At 70.3% G+C, this 18,632-nt stretch carries 15 protein-coding genes; 6 read left to right on the top strand and 9 right to left on the bottom strand.

Going from position 1 to position 18,632, the window contains the following annotated elements; translation table 11 throughout:
- Window positions 1-83: 83 nt before the first annotated feature.
- Window positions 84-3,317 (bottom strand): BTAD domain-containing putative transcriptional regulator, encoded by a 3,234-nt coding sequence (locus ACWEV3_RS23635; protein WP_452616001.1) that lies wholly within the window; start codon window positions 3,315-3,317, stop codon window positions 84-86.
- A 136-nt stretch (window positions 3,318-3,453) separates the two neighbouring features.
- Between ACWEV3_RS23635 and ACWEV3_RS23630 the strand changes: the two genes are divergently transcribed.
- The 3 genes from ACWEV3_RS23630 (at window position 3,454) to ACWEV3_RS23620 (ending at window position 5,996) form a co-directional block, all read left to right on the top strand.
- On the top strand, window positions 3,454-4,968 hold the full coding sequence (locus tag ACWEV3_RS23630; protein ID WP_452616000.1) for an FAD-dependent monooxygenase: 1,515 nt from the start codon (window positions 3,454-3,456) through the stop codon (window positions 4,966-4,968).
- A gap of 58 nt (window positions 4,969-5,026) precedes the next feature.
- The gene (locus tag ACWEV3_RS23625; RefSeq protein ID WP_452615999.1) at window positions 5,027-5,689 is read left to right on the top strand and encodes an SGNH/GDSL hydrolase family protein; all 663 of its coding nucleotides are present in this window, start codon (window positions 5,027-5,029) and stop codon (window positions 5,687-5,689) included.
- Window positions 5,690-5,786: 97 nt separating this feature from the next.
- The gene (locus ACWEV3_RS23620; protein WP_452615998.1) at window positions 5,787-5,996 is read left to right on the top strand and encodes a hypothetical protein; all 210 of its coding nucleotides are present in this window, start codon (window positions 5,787-5,789) and stop codon (window positions 5,994-5,996) included.
- Window positions 5,997-6,029: 33 nt separating this feature from the next.
- On the opposite strand, the gene ACWEV3_RS23615 is transcribed toward ACWEV3_RS23620, so the two are convergent.
- Window positions 6,030-6,572: a cysteine hydrolase family protein gene (locus ACWEV3_RS23615; RefSeq protein WP_452615997.1), complete on the bottom strand. Its 543-nt coding sequence runs from the start codon at window positions 6,570-6,572 to the stop codon at window positions 6,030-6,032.
- A 404-nt stretch (window positions 6,573-6,976) separates the two neighbouring features.
- Here ACWEV3_RS23615 and ACWEV3_RS23610 point away from each other — a divergent pair, with 404 nt between their 5' ends.
- Window positions 6,977-8,053 carry a hypothetical protein gene (locus ACWEV3_RS23610; RefSeq protein ID WP_452615996.1) on the top strand — a complete coding sequence of 359 codons (1,077 nt, stop codon included), beginning with the start codon at window positions 6,977-6,979 and terminating at the stop codon, window positions 8,051-8,053.
- Window positions 8,054-8,317: 264 nt separating this feature from the next.
- On the opposite strand, the gene ACWEV3_RS23605 is transcribed toward ACWEV3_RS23610, so the two are convergent.
- The 4 genes from ACWEV3_RS23605 to ACWEV3_RS23590 are packed head-to-tail and all read right to left on the bottom strand — an operon-like array spanning window position 8,318 to window position 13,572.
- The gene (locus ACWEV3_RS23605) at window positions 8,318-9,628 is read right to left on the bottom strand and encodes a cytosine permease (protein WP_452615995.1); all 1,311 of its coding nucleotides are present in this window, start codon (window positions 9,626-9,628) and stop codon (window positions 8,318-8,320) included.
- Window positions 9,629-9,638: 10 nt separating this feature from the next.
- Window positions 9,639-11,090 (bottom strand): DUF1116 domain-containing protein, encoded by a 1,452-nt coding sequence (locus tag ACWEV3_RS23600; RefSeq protein WP_452615994.1) that lies wholly within the window; start codon window positions 11,088-11,090, stop codon window positions 9,639-9,641.
- The gene (fdrA, locus tag ACWEV3_RS23595; RefSeq protein ID WP_452615993.1) at window positions 11,087-12,631 is read right to left on the bottom strand and encodes an acyl-CoA synthetase FdrA; all 1,545 of its coding nucleotides are present in this window, start codon (window positions 12,629-12,631) and stop codon (window positions 11,087-11,089) included. The genes ACWEV3_RS23600 and fdrA overlap by 4 nt, the downstream gene beginning before the upstream one ends.
- Window positions 12,628-13,572 (bottom strand): DUF2877 domain-containing protein, encoded by a 945-nt coding sequence (locus ACWEV3_RS23590; protein ID WP_452615992.1) that lies wholly within the window; start codon window positions 13,570-13,572, stop codon window positions 12,628-12,630. The genes fdrA and ACWEV3_RS23590 overlap by 4 nt, the downstream gene beginning before the upstream one ends.
- Before the next feature lie 88 nt (window positions 13,573-13,660).
- Between ACWEV3_RS23590 and ACWEV3_RS23585 the strand changes: the two genes are divergently transcribed.
- Window positions 13,661-14,590, top strand: a complete 930-nt coding sequence (locus ACWEV3_RS23585; protein ID WP_452615991.1) for a carbamate kinase — start codon at window positions 13,661-13,663, stop codon at window positions 14,588-14,590.
- 54 nt (window positions 14,591-14,644) lie between these two features.
- Here ACWEV3_RS23585 and ACWEV3_RS23580 read toward each other — a convergent pair whose 3' ends face one another.
- Entirely contained in the window at window positions 14,645-15,301 is a 657-nt protein-coding gene (locus tag ACWEV3_RS23580) for a GntR family transcriptional regulator (RefSeq protein ID WP_452615990.1), read from the bottom strand.
- Window positions 15,302-15,676: 375 nt separating this feature from the next.
- Here ACWEV3_RS23580 and ACWEV3_RS23575 point away from each other — a divergent pair, with 375 nt between their 5' ends.
- Entirely contained in the window at window positions 15,677-16,261 is a 585-nt protein-coding gene (locus ACWEV3_RS23575; protein ID WP_452615989.1) for an O-methyltransferase, read from the top strand.
- A 171-nt stretch (window positions 16,262-16,432) separates the two neighbouring features.
- Here ACWEV3_RS23575 and ACWEV3_RS23570 read toward each other — a convergent pair whose 3' ends face one another.
- Complete coding sequence (locus tag ACWEV3_RS23570; protein WP_452615988.1) at window positions 16,433-16,975, bottom strand: GNAT family N-acetyltransferase; 543 nt, start codon at window positions 16,973-16,975, stop codon at window positions 16,433-16,435.
- Between the two features lie 141 nt (window positions 16,976-17,116).
- Complete coding sequence (locus ACWEV3_RS23565; RefSeq protein ID WP_452615987.1) at window positions 17,117-18,526, bottom strand: endoglycoceramidase I; 1,410 nt, start codon at window positions 18,524-18,526, stop codon at window positions 17,117-17,119.
- Between the last annotated feature and the right edge of the window lie 106 nt (window positions 18,527-18,632).

The raw sequence follows: 18,632 nt of genomic DNA, 5'->3' as shown, positions 1-18,632 counted from the left end.
CCGCTGCCTCCCCGGGATACCGGCACCACGACTCGTGGTGTCCCGCCACAGTGCAGCGCCGACCCGTGGCTGGATCAAGCGAATTACGGCCGGGCCCGGTGCGTCCGGCGCAGCCGCGCCGGGTCGGTCCGGGTCAGGGCCGCCGGTGCGTCCAGTTGCCAGCCGGTCTCGTACTCATCGGCGAAGCGCTCGTCGCCGATGACGGCCCGGGCGCGGCCGGTCAGCGCGCGGACCTGCGGCTCGGTGTGGTCGTGGGCGCCCCGTAGGCGGGCCGCCGCGCCGAGAATGGCGGCCACGTCACGGTTTTGCCCGAACAGCGCGGCGAGGCCGGCCACGGTCACCGCCACCGTCGCCACGATCGGCATGTCCTTGCTGGCGACCGCCGCCGCATACGCCCGGCCCAGCGCCTCGTCGGCGCCCGGCCCGTCGCCGAGTTCGAGGCAGAGCGCGCCCCGCACCGCGCCGACCAGCGCCTGCCCGCCGTCGTCGAACGACGGTTGCCCGGACAGCCCGGCCTCGGCCGACTCGATCAGTTCGCGCGCCCGGTCCAGGTCACCGAGCCGCACCTGCAGGCCGGCCTCCCGCGCGTCGAGCAGCATCGCCATCTCGGGCGTCGCCGAGCGCAGCGCGCGCTCCCGGGTCGCGGCGATCATCTCGGTCGCCCGCGCGGTCTCGTCGAGCCGCACGTGGAGATCGATCAGGCGCAGGTCGATGAAGATCTCGTCGCTGAGGCTGAGCGACCCGAACTCGCGGGCCAGCCGCTTGGCCTCGGTCAGGTCGGCCAGCGCGCCGTCGAGGTCGCCGTCGTACTGCCGCAGCAACGCGCGCAGCGGCAGCGCCCTGGTCAGGCCCCAGCGGTCGCCCGCCCGGGCGAAGCACTCCAGGGCGGCGGTCACGTCGCCGCGAACCGGGTCGAGTCGGCCCTCATTCTCGGCGAACTGGGCCCGGAACATGCGCGCCAGCCCGGCCAGCCACCCGTCCGGCCCGTCGACCAGTCGCCGGGTGATCGTCGGCGACGCCTCGATCTCGTCCAGGCAGGCCAGCCCGACCGCGGTCAGCGCGCCGCCGATGCCCGGCAACTCCGGATAGCTCAGCAGCCGGTCGGTGAGCGCCTGCCGCTCCTCGATCGAGTCGTGGACCAGCGGGCCCTGGGTGGCGATGGTGTTGAGCAGCAGCACTCCCTCCGCGATGTCGTGCTCCACGCTCGGCCGCTCGGCCGGCACCGCGACCGCCTCGCCGAGCCAGTAGGCCGCTTCGGGGTGCCGGCCGAGCATCTGCCAGTACCAGGTCAGGTTCACCGCGAGCCCGATCGCGCCGCCGGCGTCACCGGTGTCGCAGAGGTGGCGCAGGGCGGCGAGCACGTTGTCGTACTCGGTGCGCAGCACGTGGAGTGCGTCGAGCTGCTCGGGGCCGCGCAGCAGCGGGTCGTGGCGGGCGACCAGCTCGGCGAAGTGGTCGGCGGCCAGGTTCCGCACGCCGGTCAGGGTGCCCTGCTCGGCCAGGTTCTCCAGGCCGTACTCGCGGATCGTCTCCAGCATCCGGTACCGGCCGGTGTCCGGCGCGAGCTGCAGCAACGAACGGTCGACCAGGCCCGCGAGCAGCTCCGGGATCTCACCGGCCGGCACCGCGGTGCCGGCGCAGACCGCGGTGGCCGAGGCCGGCGTGACTCCGCCGGGCAGGACCGAGATCCGCTCCGCGACCGTCCGCGCGTCCGCGTCGAGCAGGTCCCAGCTCCACGCGATGACCGCGCGCAGCGTGCGATGCCGGGGGGAGGCGGTCCGGCTGCCGGTGGTGAGCAGGCGGAACCGGTCGGAGAGCCCGGCGGCCAGGTCGGCGAGCGAGAGGGTGCGCAGGCGGGCCGCGGCCAATTCGAGCGCTAGCGGCATGCCGTCGAGGTCGCGGACGATGCGCAGCACCGCACCGAGGTTGTGCTCGTCGACGCCGAACCCGGGCCGCACGGCCGCCGCCCGCTCGGTGAACAGGCGCACCGACGCCGTGCGGCGGGCCTGCTCGGCGTCCGCGTCCGGCTCGGGCAGGGTGAGCGGGCCGAGCGGTACCAGCGCCTCGCCGTCGACCGCGAGGGGCTCTCGACTGGTGGCCAGCACGCGCAGCCCGGCGCAGCGGGTCAGCAGCGCCGAGATCAGGTGCGCCACGGCGTCGATCAGGTGCTCGCAGTTGTCCACCACGAGCAGGCTCTCCCGGCCGTCCAGCTGGTCGGCCAGCACGTCCAGCTCGCTGACGATGTCGCCGCGCAGCTTGGCCGAAGCCTCGAACAGCGCCGAGCCGCGCAGCCCGATCGCGGCCAGCAGCGCCGCCCCGACCTTGGCCGGTTCGGTGACCGAGGCGAGGTCGATCATCCAGGCGCCGTCGCGGTACTCGTGCCGGTGGCGGCGGGAGGCTTCGACGGCGAGCCGGGTCTTACCGGCGCCGCCGGGACCGAGCACGGTGATCAGGCGCCCGGCGACGAGCAGCGCGTCGATCCGGGCGAGGTCGTCGTCGCGGCCGATGAAGCTGGTCAGCGGCGCGGGCAGGTTGCCCGGCCCGGTCCGCGCGGCGGGGGCGGGCTGCTCGGCGCGCAGCAGGCGCAGGTGGCGCTCGCGCAGGGCGGCGCCCGGGTCGGCGCCGAGGTCGGCGGCCAGGGTTTCGCGGACCCGCTCATATAGGGCGAGGGCCTCGGCCTGGCGACCCTGCGCGGCGAGCGCGTCCATGAGCAGCGCGGCGGAGCGCTCGTGGACGGGGTGCTCGGCGAGCAGGGCGGTCAGGCGGGCGGCGGCCGCGTCGGCACGACCCAGCGTCAGCTCGGCGTCGGCGAGGTTGGCGACGGCCTCGATCGAGGCGTGGGCCAGCCGGGTCGCGACGGCGGGCGCTACCGCGGCGACGACCGCTGGTTCGGCGCCGGGAGGGTCGCGCCACAGCGCCACGGCCTCGCCGAGCACGGCCGCAGCGGCGTTCGGGTCGTTGGCGCGCAGGCGGTCGCGGCCGTCCGCGGCGAGTTGCTCGAACCGCAGCGCGTCCACTTCGGCAGCGTTCACGGCCAGCCGGTAGCCGCCCGCGAGCTGCGCGACGTCGCCGGGCGAGCCGAGGGCTCGGCGCAGCCGTGAGACGAGGGCCTGCAGGGCGTGCGCGGCACCAGCCGGCGGGTTCTCGGCCCAGATCGCGTCGACCAGGGCGCCCTGCTCGACCGCCCGGCCGCCGGCCAGCGCCAGCCGGACGACCAGACCCTGCAACCGCGCGCCCGCAACGGGCAGGGCGGCGTCACCGCGAAACACCTCAAAGGCGCCGAGCAGCGTGACGCGAAGCCGCGCACCCCCGTCCATTCCCCGATCTTCGCGCACGCATTGGTGGGTCTTCACATCAGGGCAGCGCCCGTGTCAGCGCCGCGTGCGTCCCGTGTGAGCGGCTCGCTGAAGTCTTGGCCTGTCGCGGAGAACAGGCTTCAGAAGGGGATTCCTAATGCATGACGTGGTGATCGTGGGCGCAGGCCCGGTCGGTCTTCTGCTCGCCTGCGAGCTCGGCCTCGCGGGCTGCTCCGTCCTGGTGCTCGAGCGGGAGCCGGAACCCGGCTCACCGTGGCGGGCGGACCCGCTCGGGCTGCGGGGCCTGTCCGCCACTTCGATCGAGGCGTTCTACCGCCGCGAGATGCTGCACCCGCTGCTGGCGGCGTCGGGCGTCCACGACGATCCCGGCCCCGACGCGGACGAGCCGGCGCCCCCCAGCGGCGCGGGTCACTTCGCCGGCATGGTGCTCGATCCGGCCAAGGTCGACGTCGCTGCCCTGCCGTTCCGGCTTCCCAGCCCGGCGCCGGACTTTCTGATGACCAGCCTCGAAGCGGTCGAGTCGGTGTTGTCCGAGCGGGCCGCCAAGCTGGGCGTGGAGATCAGGCGCGGCGTCACCGTGGACGCCATCGCGCGGGACGAGGAGAGCGTGGTCGTGCACGCCGGTGACCACGAGTACGCGGCGCGCTGGGTCGTCGGCTGCGATGGCGGACGCAGCGTGGTGCGCGGGCTCGCGGGCTTCGAGTTCGTCGGCACCGAGCCGCAGTTCACCGGCTACACCATGCTCGTCACCGTCGCCGATCCCGAGAAGCTGCGCCCTGGGTTCAACCTGACGCCGACGGGGATGTACGTGCAGATGCCCGCCGAAGGGCACATCGGCATGATGGACTTCGACGGCGGCGCGTTCGATCGCTCGCAGCAGCCGACTCGCGACCACCTCCAGGCGGTTCTGCGCCGCGTGTCCGGCACCGACGTGACGTTGGACGAGGTGCATCTCGTCTCCAGCTTCACCGATCGGGCAATGCAGACGACGACCTACCGGCAGGGACGCGTCCTGCTCGCGGGCGACGCCGCGCACATCCACTCGCCCCTGGGCGGGCAGGGACTCAACACCGGCCTCGGTGACGCCCTGAACCTGGGGTGGAAGCTCGCGGCGACTGTCCAAGGGCACGCGCCGGACGGGCTGCTGGACACCTACACCCGCGAGCGCCATCCGATCGCGGCCTGGGTGCTCGACTGGACGCGAGCCCAGGCGGTGGCCATGCGGCCGGACCCGCATGGCCAGGCGGTCCAGGGACTGATCCGCGACCTGATCGGGACCGCGGCGGGAACGACCTACGTGTTCGAGAAGGTGTCGGGCTCGGCGATCCGCTACGACCTCGGCAGCGAGCAGCCGCTGGTCGGTCGCCACGCCCCGGGCTTCCGCCTCGGAGACGGCACTCGCCTCGGCGACCTGATGCAGGACGGGCGAGGCGTCGTGCTGGACTTCAGCACCGACCGCCGCCTCCGTGATTCGGCGACGAGCCGGGGGAGCCGGCTGCGCTACGCGGCCGGGGCGGCGAAGAACGACCTCGGACTGGGTGCCGTGCTCGTCCGGCCGGACGGCATCGTCGCCTGGGCAGGCGATCGCGACTTCGACCGGAAAGCGTTCGAGCGGGCCGCGAACCAGTGGTTCGGCACTCCGGAAAGCTGAGCAGCACTCCATTGCCAGCTGAATCTTCCTTCCCCCGAACCGATTTCGAGGAGTACGCATGACGATCACCCTCCGACCGGGGAGCACCGTGGTGTTCACCGGCGATTCGATCACCGACTGCCAACGGCTGGACAGCGAAGACGGCCTCGGGTTCGGCTACCCGCTGCGCATCGCGGGCGAGTGGGGTCTCCGGCATCCGGACCGCCGAGTGACCTGGCTGAACACCGGGATCGGCGGCAACAAGGTGATGGACCTCGAAGCCCGCTGGCAGGCGGACGTGCTCGACGCGCGCCCGGACGTGGTGTCGATCCTCGTCGGGGTCAACGACATGGGCTGGCACGCGCTGGATCCGGAGGGGTACGTGATCCCCGTGGAGGAGTTCGAAGCGGGTTACGACCGCCTGCTCGCGCCCCTCGCCGCGGCGGGCACGGAGCTGATCCTCATCGAGCCGTTCCTCCTGCCGATCCACGGCGTCGTCGAGGCCGGTGCCGCGCTCATCGGGGAGGACGAGCGAAAGGAATGGCGCGCCGACCTGAACCCGAAGATCCAGGTGGTCCGCGAGCTCGCCCGCAAGTACGGCGCGAACCTGCTTGCCGCAGACGGCATGTTCGCCGCGCTCGCCGCTACTACCGAGCCGGAGTACTGGGCAGCGGACGGCGTGCACCCGACGCCGGCCGGTCACGCCGCACTCGCGGCGGCCTGGCTGCGCCTGGTCGCGTGACTGCTCCTTGCGATCGCCCGCGACGCGGGCGATCGCAAGGAGCCGGGCAGGAGTAATCGCTCACCGACCGCGCAGCACCCGGGCCATTCGATCCCTGTTGACCGTCGACGATGTCGTTTTCCACGGCCGCGTCATGAATCTGGACGAGGCGTGGCGCCGAGACGGACGCGGGCACCAGCCGCACGTGTTCACGTGCTGGCGCAGCCAGCAGCCGCAACAGGTTTCGCCCGTCCGTCTGCCGGATGGCTTTCGCTTCAACCGAACCGGCTGGGTCGAGGTGGGCTCGGCAACGCTCGGACTCCCGTGAACCACGAGCGGCGGCCGAGCCCGGGGCGGAGTCCTACGACCAACCGGCGCAGGGCACGACCTCGAATCCCCGACTGGGGAAGACGGCGTCCATGAAGAAGTCGTGCATTGCCGGGTCGTCGTCGGCGCAACCGTCCCGCAGCACGGTCAATTCGTAGCCGCGATCCGCCGCGTCGTAGCACGTCGCAGCCACCATTGCGCTGGTCGCGACTCCGGCGATCGCGAGAGTGCCGACGCCGGCAGCGCGGAGCACGAGGTCCAGATCTGTGCCGGCGAAGGCGCTGGCGCGGCGCTTCAGCACGACGACGTCCTCGTCGGCGACCGGCAGATCGATCTCGGTTCCGGCCGATCCCTCGTGGAAGGTGTCCCCGGCTTCGTGGAACGTCCTGAACATCGCGTTGCCCGGCGGCAAGTCGGCCCCGTTGCTCCGGACGGCGAAGCGCACGAACACGACGAGAGCACCGGCCGCGCGGGCGCGCGGGAGCAGTTCGGTGAGCGGCGGGATGACCTGCCTGGCGAACGGGTAGCCGCTCGTGATGCCCCGCTGGACGTCCCCGATGATCAGTGCGGTGCTCACGACAGGCTCCTGTCCAGCCGCTCCATCCGGCGCCCCGCGGTGCAGGACGGCCGGCCCGGCGGCCGTGTGATCGTGATGGTCAACAGTGCACAGGTGAAGCTACCGGTCGCGATGGTCCCGGCGAAGCAGGGGGCGCTGGCGGAGTTGATCTGCGCGATTCCCGGGTTTCTGCCCGGACGATCGTCGTGGTGCCGGCTTCCACGTCTCGACCACGTGCGGCTTGAGCCCGACGCCCGCCAGCTCCGCGCAACCGTCGAGTGCGACATTCCGGACGCCATCGACCCGCCGCATCGCCGACCGGACGCAGCTCGCTCGGCAACATCCCGCTGTGGCAAGGCCATGAGTGGGCAGCCGGGGCTCGCGCGACGTACCGGTCGCCCAGCGGTTCAGGTATAGATACCGGCATGCCAACGAATTCCGCTCGCGCGAGTGCTGCGCAGTACGCGGCTCGTCTCGTCGCCACTGTCGATGCTCCGCTGGACCCGGTGTCCGCGGACGCGCCAGAAGTGCGGCACTGGCCCGGGCGCAAGCTGCTGGTGCAGCGCGGGGACGCCGAGCTGGTCGTCCGCGACCTGGACGGTCCGGGAGCAGAGGTTCGCTTCCCGGCGCCGTGGCCGCGCCGTTTCGGCTCGGTGGCGGTCTCTCCCGAGGCCGATCTCGCCGTGTTCGCCGGGGTGCACGCGCTGCGAGCGGTGGATCCGACCGGCGCCGTGCGGTGGGAGGTTCGGCACGGCTGCTGGTCGGCTGCGGTGTGCACCGACGCCCACACGTCGTTCGCCGAGTACGCCGCCGACTACTACCACGGCCATGCCGACAGCGGATCGGCCGCCTTTTCCTCGGACGGCAAGCTCCTGTGGGCCCACGTCCGCAACTACGCGGGAGAGGACGTCGAGGAGGAGTGGCTGATCCTCGATCCCGCCGACGGCAGGGTGCTGGCTCGTGCCGAGACGATGACCGTGGGATCGGGCTCCTTCCACTCCCCGCACCCGAATCCCGCGTACATGGCGCTGACCGTCGGTGAGGGCGACGAGGATTCGCCCGTGCTGTGGGGACGCTGGGACGGGACGAAGTTCAGCATCCAGCGGTTCGTCGAGGAGGTCTTCCTCGCGGTGAGCCCATCCGGGGAACACCTCGTCGCGACGGATCCAGGGCAGTGGGCCCTCTACTTGCGCCGGGCGGAGGATGGCGTGGAGCTGGGGCGGCTGAACGCCGCAGACGCGGTGCCGCAGAGCGGCGACGACCGTCCCTGCTGGGACTACGAGGCAGCTTTCCCGGACGACGACACCATCGTGGCCGGGATCGAGAGCGCTGCGGATCCGCGCCATTGGCTCGTCGACGCGCGCACGATGACCCTGCGCGGCCGGGTCGACTACCCCTTCCCCATTTCGGGTTCTCCCCGCTCCGCGGGGCGCGGCACCTGGTACACCGGGGCCGAGGACCGGACCGCACTCCACTTGTGGAGCCTCCCGCACGGCGGATGAAGCGCGCCATGGGGCGCCGTTGAGCCAGGCCGGCTTCACCGGCTCGTGCGGAGGTAGCCGGTGATCATCGCCACGAGCTCGTTCTCCAGCCGCGTGGTGTCGACGGAGCCGGCGCGGCGATGAGCTGGTCAACGCGATGGTCGGCATCGGGATCGTCTACGCGCCGCGGCTGTTCCGCGTCGTGCGCGGTTCGGTGCTTTCGGTGCGCGAGGAGCTCGCTTTCCGCGTCCGGAATGAGGAGAGGGCCCCGTCGGGGCCCTCTCCTCACGCCTGCCGAGCTTGCTTCCGCGGTAGTTCTACCGCCAGGTAGACCACGAGGCCCACCAGCAGGCCGACCACCGCGTCCGAGAACGACGGCGCGACCACGTGCACGAGCAGGGCGACCGCCGCACCGGCCGCCCATGCGATGAACGCCGTCGGGCGGAACCTGGTCTCGGCGCGGCCGGCCAGGCGGCCGCGCAGGATGATCTGGTCCGCGATGAGCACCGCTCCCAGCGGCGGCACCAGGACGCCGAGGATCGACAGCCAGTTCACGAAGTAGTCCCAGGCTCCGAGCAGCGCCACGAGCACGCCGATCACGCCGAGGACGAGGGTGAGCAGCCGCATCTTCGAGCGGACCAGGTGCGACCAGCCCAGCGCCCCGTTGTAGAGGCAGTGGGTGCAGACCGAACCCAGGTTGATCACCACGAACACGACGACCAGCACGTTGAGGACCGGGCTTCCCACGCCGATGAGGATGGGCGTGAAGTCACCGCCGGCGGTTTCGGCCGAGGCGATCGCGCCGGCGGCGACGAGGACGCCGCCGCTGAGCTGCGCGACGAGGCTCGCCACGGGGAACGCCGTGGCCGTGGCCCACACGGCTTGGCGGCCGTTCTTCGACCACCGGGTGAAGTCGGCCGTCATGGTGCCGGAGTCGGCGAAGGTCGCCATGATCGTGGTGACCGCCACCCCGAACGTCATGGCGCCGCCGCCGGCCCCGTGGAATTCGGTGATCCGCCCGAAGTCGCCGTTGCTCGCCGCGACGACCATGGCGGTCCCGGCCGCGATGATGAACAGCGGCGCCGCGATCGCCCCGAGCCAGGAGAGCGCCTTGATGCCGAGGTAGGTCACGGCGATGAAGGCGATGCCGGCCGCGCCTGCCACGAGGGTCTCGTTCCAGCCGAACGCCTCGTTGAGGCTCGCCCCGGTCGCGCCCGTGTTGAAGGCGAACCAGCCGACGACCACTGTGGACAGGAAGCCGGAGGCGATCGCGTACCCGGCGGTTCCGAACGTCTCGGTCGCCTGGAGCGAGAAGCTCTTGCCGGTCTGCCCGGCCCGGTAGCTGAGCAGGCTGACGTAGGCGAACATGATGACGTTGGCCACCAGGATCGCGGCCAGTCCTCGCCAGAAGCCGAGCAGGGCGACCACGAGGCCACCGGGCACGGCGTTGGTCAGGATCATGGGGAATCCGAACCAGACGGCCGAAACCGTCAGGAGCGACTTCCGGTGGGACGGTGGAACCGGGCTGTGCTCGAACTCCGACTCCAGTTCGATCCCGGTGTGGGCATCTTGCGCTGTTCCCGATGGTTTTGTCATGTCCGCGGTATCAGTTTTCTGTGCGGGGGAACTGCTGGGCGAACTTCTCGGCGAGCGCGATGATCGCCTTCTCGAAGACCTCGGCCGGCGGGTTGGTGATGCCGGCGCCGATCATGCCGATGCCGGCTTCCTTGTGCGCGATGGCGGTGTTGATGACCGGCAGGATCCCGGTGTCGAGCACCTTGCGGACGTCGATCGCGGTGGGCAGCCCCTGGAAGCCGAGCGACGGGATCGTCAGGTTCGGGTTCTCGGCCGTGGTGATCTGACCCATGTCCCGGGTGTAGGCGACGGCCTCCTCGACGGTGCCGCCGACAAGTGCGACGATCGCCGGGGCGGCCGCCATGGCGAAGCCGCCGAAGCCGCAGGTCTCGCTGATGGCGGAGTCGCCGATGTCGAGACCGGCGTCCTCGGGCTTGTACCCGGCGAACATCGGGCCGACGACCTTCTGGGCCGGGCCGGTGAGCCAGTGGTTGCCGGGCAGGCCGCTCACCCGCAGCCCGAACTCGACGCCGTTGCGCGCCATCGTGGTGACCACTGTGGAGCCTTCGATGCCGTGCGCGGCGTCCATCGCGGCCTTCGCCATCGCCAGCCAGGTCGGGCCGGAGAAGTAGTCGGAGCTCGCGATGAAGTCGAAGACCTCCTTCTTCTGCTCCGTGGTGAAGCTCGTGCGCAGCAGCGACGGCGCCAGCGCCTGGAACAGCAGCAGCGTTCCGGCGTTGTTGCGGTTGTGCGCCTCGTCGCCCATGTGCAGTGCCTGCGCCAGCAGCAGGCGCAGGTCGACCGGCCCGCCGATCTCCATCGCTTCCTTGAGCATCGGGCCGAGCACGTCGCGCATCCAGATCAGGCGCTCGACGACGCTCTCGTCGTTGGCGCCCATCCGGAGGATCTTGGCCATCTGCTCCGACAGGTTGGTGTAGGAGTAGTTGCCGTGCGTCTCGTTGTGCACGATGTGCATGTACATCGACGCGGAGGTGACGCCCGCCATCGAGCCGACGCAGTCGCGCTCGTGGCACGGCGAGAAGTCGATCCGCCCGGATGCGGCGACCTGCTCCGCCTCCGCCAGGTCCGCGGCGAGCCCCTCGAACACGAGCGCGCCCAGCACGGCGCCCTTCATTGGGCCGGACATCCGCTCGAACTCGATCGGCGGGCCGGCGTGGATGATGGTGGTCGGCGTCATCCCGGGAACGACGTCGATGGCCCGGCCGAAGCCGACGAGCATCGGCTTGGCGTTCATGACCCGGTCGGCCGCCTCGGCGTTCGCCTGCTCGATCTTCGCGGCGATCTCGGGGCGCTCCAGCAGGTCGAGGGCGGCGATCACGTCGGGCTTCCCGTTGCCGGGCGGAGTCCAGTCGAGCGTCGTGACGGCGCCGCCCTGCGCCGCGATGTCGTCGGCGAACATCGCCAGGCCGACGTTGATGACGTTCAGCTCGCTGCCGAACAGCTGCGTGGTGGGCGTGCTCATGCGTTGGCGTCCTTCCGGATGATGGCGCGGGCGAACTGCCCGGTTTCGGTGCTGCTGCGGGTGACGGTGACCCCGGCGGCTTCGAGGGCGGCCACCTGCGCGGCCAGCGACGGCGTGTCGATGTCGGTGCCGAGCACGTATCCGACGATCTCCAGGTGGCGGCCGGCGTCGGCGGCGATCCGCTTGGCCTCGGCGATGGCCGGCAGGGTGACGCCGACCGGGTCCTCGTGCGCGCCGAAGCCGAGCACGAAGTCCATGACGATCACGGCGACGGTCGGGTCCGCGGCCTCCCGGACCAGGCGCTCCAGCCGCAGCGATGGGTCGATCATCGGGTGCGGGCGGCCGTTGGTGAACTCGTCGTCGCCGAAGTCCAGGAACGTGTGGCCGGTGCTGGCGTCCGCGGCGCGCAGGACGAAGTCCGCGTTCTTCTGGATGTTGCTGAAGACCTTTTCGCCGTCGTCGAGCAGCGCGTACATCGACTCGTCGCACAGCGTGCCGCCGCAGAACAGGCCGCGCACGAAGCGCTGATCCGCGCCGAGCTCGCCGCGCACCTCGGCCACGCGGGCGGTGTCGAGCTCCGGCACCACCGCGTCCGGGATGGCCGAGAGGCGGACCGCCTGCAGCGCCGCGTCCTGGCTGCTCGACGCGAAGTGGCCCCCGGCGGCGGTCACGGCCTGCTCGGAACCGCCGATGAAGTACACGACGACGGGCTTGCCGGCCGTCGCGATCTCCGCGAGGACCTTCTTCTCCACCTCGGGCGCCGGGGGTTTGGACACCAGCACGATGGCTTCGGTCCGCGGGTCCTGGGCGAGGGCGCGGATGCCGTCGATCATCATGATGCCGCCGACCTCGGCGGACAGGTCGCGGCCGCCGGTGCCGATGAGCTGCGAGATCCCGCCGCCGAGCGCGTGGATGCGCACGCTCACCTCCTGCGAACCCGTGCCGGAGGCGGCGACGATGCCGATCGTGCCGGGGCGGACCGCGTTGGCGAAGCAGAGCCCGACGTTGTTGATGATGGCCGTGCCGCAGTCGGGGCCCATCATCAGCAGGCCCTTCTGGTGGGCCAGGGTCTTCAGCTCGATCTCGTCCTCGACGCTGACGTTGTCGCTGAACATCATCACGTGCAGGTCGTTCTCCAGCGCCTTGCGCGCCTCACGCGCCGCGTACGCGCCGTTCACCGCGAGGATCGCGAGGTTCGAGCCCGGCTCCCCGGCCGCCGCCGAGGCGATCGTGCGGTAGGTGATCGCCGCCTCGCCACCGACCGGCGCCTTGCGGATGAGCAGGTCCTCGATCTGGGCGATCACGTCGTCGGTGGCCACCCCGCCGGCGGTCACGGCGACGATCATGAGGTCGCCGTTGCCCGCGGCCGCCGGCTCCGGGGTGAGCAGGTCGAGGTTCTTCAGCACCCCCTTGTTCATCTCGGTCGCCATCGCGACGAAGGCCTGCTCCACCCCGTCGATCTTGTTCGCCTTCGTCGAGATCGACATCAGCGACACCGAGTCGAAGTAGGTGTTCTCCTTGATCAATGTCGTGACAGTCACATGAAACCTCTCAGTTCGTCTTCCAAGCGGAGTCCGGCCAGCAGGCCGGACAGGATGTCGGTTCCGGATGTGTGGCCGATGCCGAGCACCGGTCCGGCATGGATCCGAAGTCGCTCCTCCAGGCGCCCGTCGGGGTCGGGGGCGAGCAGGACGGGCAGGAGGTCGAGCAGGCATTGCCGGGCGCGCCCGCGAAGTGCCTCGCGAAGCGTGGTGCGGCTCAGCAGGGTGGTCCGCTCCAGGCCGTCGTCGAGGACCCGTCCGATGAACGGAGCGATCCAGGATAGGCGGCTGCGCGGCTGCGCCGCCAGCAGGGCCATGCCGGTGAGGAAGTCGTCGCCGGCCGGGGTCAACCCGGGGCCGAGGCCGAGCAGGCTCGTCGCGGCGCCGGCCACGCCCGCGGCATCCCCGCGACGAATGGCGGCGACCAGCGCGGTGCACGCCTGCGCCAGGCAGTTCCGGACCTCGGCCTCGAAAGCCGTGAGCGCCTCGCCCCGGACGCCGTGGACGTCGAGCAGCGCGGCGAGTGCCTTCGCGCGTCGTCCCAGTTCGCCATGCCCGATATCGACCGGAACGTAATTTGTATACCATTTGGCTGCTTCGGCGATCCGGACGACCCCGGGAGCACGGCCCTCGAACACGATCGCCGCGGAGGAGAGCCGGACGCCATCGCCCGCGGAGAGCCGCCATTCCGTCCAATGTGGAACGTCGACGCGCATGCTCCAGGGCGCGTCGTCCAGTTCTCCGGCGCACAGGGCGATGAGCTCGTTGTTGCCGGATAGCACGTTCACCACGCGGTTGAAGACCGAATGCACGCGGCCGGGCCCGGGGTTCGCGGCGAGGTGGTCGGCGGCCTCCGCGTCGATCGAGAGTGCGCCGGCAGTGGTACGGAGCATGAGTATCGGGATCACCCCTGCTTGCTTTTCGGAGTCGCCGGGCCGCACAGCCTTCCACAAATGGTATACCATTATCAATATTCGCGGCAGCAGGTTCGCGTGAGTCGCAGCTCAAAGCACTGAAGGAGACGTAGGCATGCGAGTTGTTGTGGCGTTGGGCGGCAACGCCCTGGCCCGGCGCGGGGAGCCGATGACGGCCGACCGGCTGCGGGCGAATGTGAAGTCGACCTGCCAGGCGCTGGCCGGGTTGGCGCGCGAGAACGAGGTCGTCATCACCCACGGGAACGGCCCGCAGGTCGGGCTCCTGGCGCTGCAGAACCTCGCCTACCAGGACGTCGCCGCCTATCCGCTGGACATCCTCGGCGCCGAAACCCAGGGCATGATCGGGTACGTCATCCAGCAGGAGCTCACCAACGCCCTCGCCGGCGAACGCGAGGTCGCGGCGGTGCTCACGACGACGGTCGTGGACGAGGACGACCCGGCCTTCGACCGGCCGACGAAGCTCATCGGCCCGACCTACTCCGCGCAGGACGCGGCGGAAGCCGCGGCCGAGTACCGCTGGACGATCGCCCGCGACGGCGCAGCCTTCCGGCGAGTCGTCCCGTCGCCCGACCCGGTTCGCGTCGTGCAGGCGCCGATGGTCCGGCTGCTCCTGGAGAACGATCGGCTCGTGGTGTGCGTCGGTGGCGGCGGGGTGCCCGTCAGGGCCGACCAGAAGGGGCGCCAGACGGGCATGCAGGCGGTGGTCGACAAGGACCTCGCGAGCGCCGCGCTGGCCGCCGAGCTCGAAGCCGACACGCTCATCATGCTCACCGACGGCGACTTCGTCAGCGAGAACTGGGGAACGCCCGAGCAGCGCAACATCCTCACCGCCTCGGCCGACGCGATCTCGGCCCTCGCGTTCGCCGAAGGCTCGATGAAGCCGAAGGTCGACGCCGCGATCCGCGTGGCGCGGGCCGGTGGGCGCGCGCTGATCGGCCCGCTCGACCGGCTCGACGATCTGCTGGCCCGCGAGGTCGGCACCGAGATCCGCGGCGAGGTCGCCGAAGGCATCGTCTACGCCTAGGAACGACGAAGCGGGGGCCCGGCCGCGATGGAGGAGTCCGGGCCCCCGGTCGGGTCAGTTCGATTCCGGCCGCGCCGCCGCGTCATGGGTGCCGTGCAGGTACCGTCCGGTCTCCATGTGGTCGAGCACGAGTTCGCCGACCAGCGCCACGTTCCGCTGAGCGATCGCGTCGTACAGCGTCCGGTGTTCCTCGGCCACGCGCATCAGATCGTCGTGCTGGACCAGCAACCACCGGATCCGGCTGCGCATCGTCTGCCCGAGCTCGTTCAGCAGGTGGTTTCCCGCCAGCTCGGTGACGATCTCGTGGAAGTCCGCCGCCGACCGGCGCGCGGCGATGGCGTTGTCGACGCGCGCCGCCTCGAACTCGGCGTCCAGCGCGGCGCGGAGCCGGGCCAGGCCCTCGCGGGTGTGGCGCTGCGCGGCGAGCTTGAACGTGAGCACCTCCAACGCGGAGCGGACCTCGTTGATGTCGGCGATGTCGGTGGGCGTGAACTCCCGCACGACCGCCCAGGTCCGAGGCCGGGGCGTCACGAGGCCCTCGGCCACGAGCGTTTTCAACGCGTCGCGCACCGGAACCCGGCTCACGCCCAGCTCGTTGGCCAGGTCGCGCTCGACGAGCTTGCTCCCCGGCTTCCGGATGCCGTCGAGGATCTCGTCGCGGATGTGTCGGACGATCCGGGCCGATTCGGGCTCGTCACCTGCAACTGCCATGACCGGCATTCTTCCATCTCCGGGAGATGTCACCACGTTCGCCGCACCGGTCACAGCAGTTCCCTTGCGCCCAACGGCATTTCGCCGGCGATCATCGGCGATTTCGGTGAATTGCCGTGAAAAGCACCGCGGGCACGCGCAGGCTTTGTAGTGTGAATCACAGCGCATTTCAGGATTTGGGAATGCCGTGGCGAAATTTACTGCCGAGTACGCCCCGTTCGTCGATGATCCATCGGTCTCCCATGGTGGGCTGCGCCGCATCCCGAGGGGGGCAAGTGCCGGCGCCGGATGGCCGAGCTCTGCGATCTCCACCCCTCGACCGAGGAATACTCGACCCGGCACCGGAGACGCCGTGGAGCGAGGAGGGGGAGCAACGTGGAAAAAGGGCTGACCGAGCTCCTGCGGGAGTTGGAAGAATTCGGCGAGACCAACGATGCGGTGACCGGCGACCGAAGCCGGAAGATGCTGAACATCACCCACGACACCGGCAAGTTCCTCGCGTTGCTCGTCAAGGTCGGCAAGTGCGAGAACGTGCTGGAGATCGGGACGTCCAACGGCTACTCGACGCTGTGGCTCGCCGACGCGGTGGGCGAGGACGGCACGGTCACGACGATTGAACGAGCGCCGCACAAGATCGCGATGGCCGAGCAGAACTTCCAGCGCGCCGGGCTCCGCCCCCGCATTCGGCAGATCGCGGACGACGCCGGCCGATTCATCGCGTCCCGCACTGCCGGCGAGTACGACTTCATCTTCCTGGACAGCGATCGTGGCCAGTACGCCGACTGGTGGCCTTCGCTGCAGCGGATCCTCGCGGACGGCTGCCTGATCGTCGTCGACAACGCGATCTCCCACGCGCACCAGATGGAAGACTTCACCCGGCTGGTCGCGGCCTCGGACGGCTACCTCGGTTCTCTGGCCCCGATCGGCAACGGTGAGCTGTTGATCCTGAAAGACACGTGACCAAGCGGTGGTGGCACTCGCCCAGAACCACTGGCCATCGGCGTTGGTGAAGGACTACAAGGCCCGGCACGCGGTCGAGTGCGGCATCAATCGCCTCAAGAGACATCGAGCCGTGGCCACCAGGTACGCCGAACTCGCGGTCCGCTACGAGGACCGTCCTCGTAGCCGCCATCAACGAGTGGTTGCGACGTACTGGTCCGACGACAACTCGAACACCCGTACTCGCCGACCGCAGGTGGGATTGACGGTCTCGCGGACCGGATGCATCCCCAGCTTGGTCATGATCCGTTCGGAGGCGTCGTTGCCCACTTGAGCGATGCTGACGATCCGCTCCAGCCCTCGCTCTTCGAACCCGAACCGCACGGCGGCCGCTGCGGCCTCGGTGGCCAAGCCCTGCCCCCAGTGGGAACGTCCCAGCCGCCAGCCGACCTCAACCGCCGGCAGTACCTCCGGCAAGAAGTCGGGCACCGAAAGGCCGGTGAACCCGGCCAGCTCGCCAGTGGACCGGATCTCCACGGCGAACAGGCCGAAGCCCTGTGACTCCCACTCGCTCTCCCATGCCTGGATCCCGCTACGAGTCTGCTGTTCGTCACGGACGCTGCCGTCACGGATCCACCGCATGACCTCGGGGTCGGCATTGACGGCAGCCATGGGCGCAACGTCTTCCTCGCGCCAGCGACGCAGGATCAAACGGGGAGTCTCAAGGGTGACCATCCGATCATTCTGGATCACAAATGGACTCTCCGTCATCATCACCAGGCACTTTCGGTCGGCAGGCCGCGTGCGGCGAGGTCGAGCTGCAGGTGGAACCCTGCGGCGCCCGGGGGGCATGCGTTCTCGCTGCGGAGCAGGCCACTACTGGATGTTTACCGTGACCGGTTCGCTGCCGGTCGCCCGCACGGTCACGATCGGTGCTCCGGGTGGGGAGGTGACCTCGCCGCCGGCCGCCGAGACGGTGTAGCCGTCCGGGTAATGCAGGTCGGACACGTAGATCTCGGTCTGGGCCGTGCTGTTGGGGCGGTAGGTGTAGCGGAAAGCGCCGTTGTCCGGGTCGAAGTTCATCGAGGCCGGGGTGCCCGCGGTGGCCTGCGGGTAGGTGCGCACGAGTTGGCGTCCGGCCTCACCGAGGAACGGGTCCTCTTCGGGTTCCGGGCCGCTGATGCTCGCGTAGTGCCAGTACTGCCATCCGGTGAAGCGCTCGTCGGCGCGCGACAGCGAGTTGCCGAGCACCCGGGGGTCGTTGTCGCCGAACTCCGTGAGCAGCGCCGGTGTTCCGGTGCGTTCGGTGAACTTGTCGGCGTTGCCCCAGGTGATGTCGTGCTGCAGCGGGCACATGCCGATCAGTTCCTCGGGCATTCCCAGGTAGATCGCCGACTGGCTGATCACGCAGTAGTCGTGGAAGGAGAACGCGACGTTCGGGTCGTCGATCGGTGGGGTCAGCGGCGGTTCGGCGAGGTGGGTCGGCATGGTCTGGTTCCAGGTGACATTGGGTTCCCAGAACACCGGCAGGGTGGGGGAAACCTCGCGGATCCGCTCGGTCAGATCCTCGTGCACGGCCTGGTACTGGCGGTCGAACAACGGGCAGCCGAACGGGAAGCAGGTCGGGAAGGCCGTTCCGGGCCACGGTTCGTTCAGCAGCTCGATGCCGAGCACGTTCGGCTTGTCGGCGACCCGGGCGGCCAGGGCCGCCAGCGCGTCACCGAGGTGGTCGACCGCGCCGTTCGAGTTGTGCCAGACCTCGTCCCAGCCCGCGTTCATGCTCGGCATCAGGTAGTAGAGGGGGAATCCCGGGTTCGACTCCCACGACTGCGGTCGCGCCTCGATGGCCCATTCCGGAAAACCGTTGCCGCCCCAGCTCTTGCTCAGACCGTCCTGGTGGTTGTCCAGCAACACGTGGATCCCGGACGCCCCCAGCACGTCGACGACCCCGGCGAGGCGGTCGAGGTAGGCCTCGTCGACGTCGCCCCGGGAAGGCATGAGCCCGTCGAAGGACACCCCGAGCCGAACGGTGTTGAACCCGTGCCGAGCCAGCAATCGCGCGTCGTCCGCGGTCAACGTGAAGCCGTCGCCGGGCTCGATGTACGGGGCGTCCTTGTCGACATTGTTCACGCCGTGCAGCAGCACCACGCGGTTCTGCTCGTCGACGAACCAGCGACCGTCGATGCGCAGCGGGGGATCGGCGGGCGCGGCCTGTGCCGGGGCCGCGGCGCCCACCATGGTCGATGCGAGCGCGAGGACGAGCAACAACCTGGGCAACCGCAACATGCTGCCTCCTGTCGATTCACCACCGGACCAGGAGTATATGAATGGTTCTCACGTTTGGCCAGGGCGCGTTTGTCATGGGTTCCTGGTCCGGTGAGGTTGCTGCGGC

The organism is Saccharopolyspora sp. NPDC003752, assembly GCF_053605825.1.
Note: the sequence above shows the minus strand (reverse complement) of the source record. Positions and strands in the feature narration are given on the sequence as shown.

Bases quoted from the DNA above. Each gene is read 5' to 3' on its own strand.
- ACWEV3_RS23635 (WP_452616001.1), bottom strand. From the start codon at position 3,317: ATGGACGGGGGTGCGCGGCTTCGCGTCACGCTGCTCGGCGCCTTTGAG.
- ACWEV3_RS23630 (WP_452616000.1), top strand. From the start codon at position 3,454: ATGCATGACGTGGTGATCGTGGGCGCAGGCCCGGTCGGTCTTCTGCTC.
- ACWEV3_RS23625 (WP_452615999.1), top strand. From the start codon at position 5,027: ATGACGATCACCCTCCGACCGGGGAGCACCGTGGTGTTCACCGGCGAT.
- ACWEV3_RS23610 (WP_452615996.1), top strand. From the start codon at position 6,977: ATGCCAACGAATTCCGCTCGCGCGAGTGCTGCGCAGTACGCGGCTCGT.
- ACWEV3_RS23605 (WP_452615995.1), bottom strand. From the start codon at position 9,628: ATGACAAAACCATCGGGAACAGCGCAAGATGCCCACACCGGGATCGAA.
- ACWEV3_RS23600 (WP_452615994.1), bottom strand. From the start codon at position 11,090: ATGAGCACGCCCACCACGCAGCTGTTCGGCAGCGAGCTGAACGTCATC.
- ACWEV3_RS23585 (WP_452615991.1), top strand. From the start codon at position 13,661: ATGCGAGTTGTTGTGGCGTTGGGCGGCAACGCCCTGGCCCGGCGCGGG.
- ACWEV3_RS23580 (WP_452615990.1), bottom strand. From the start codon at position 15,301: ATGGCAGTTGCAGGTGACGAGCCCGAATCGGCCCGGATCGTCCGACAC.
- ACWEV3_RS23570 (WP_452615988.1), bottom strand. From the start codon at position 16,975: ATGGTCACCCTTGAGACTCCCCGTTTGATCCTGCGTCGCTGGCGCGAG.
- ACWEV3_RS23565 (WP_452615987.1), bottom strand. From the start codon at position 18,526: ATGTTGCGGTTGCCCAGGTTGTTGCTCGTCCTCGCGCTCGCATCGACC.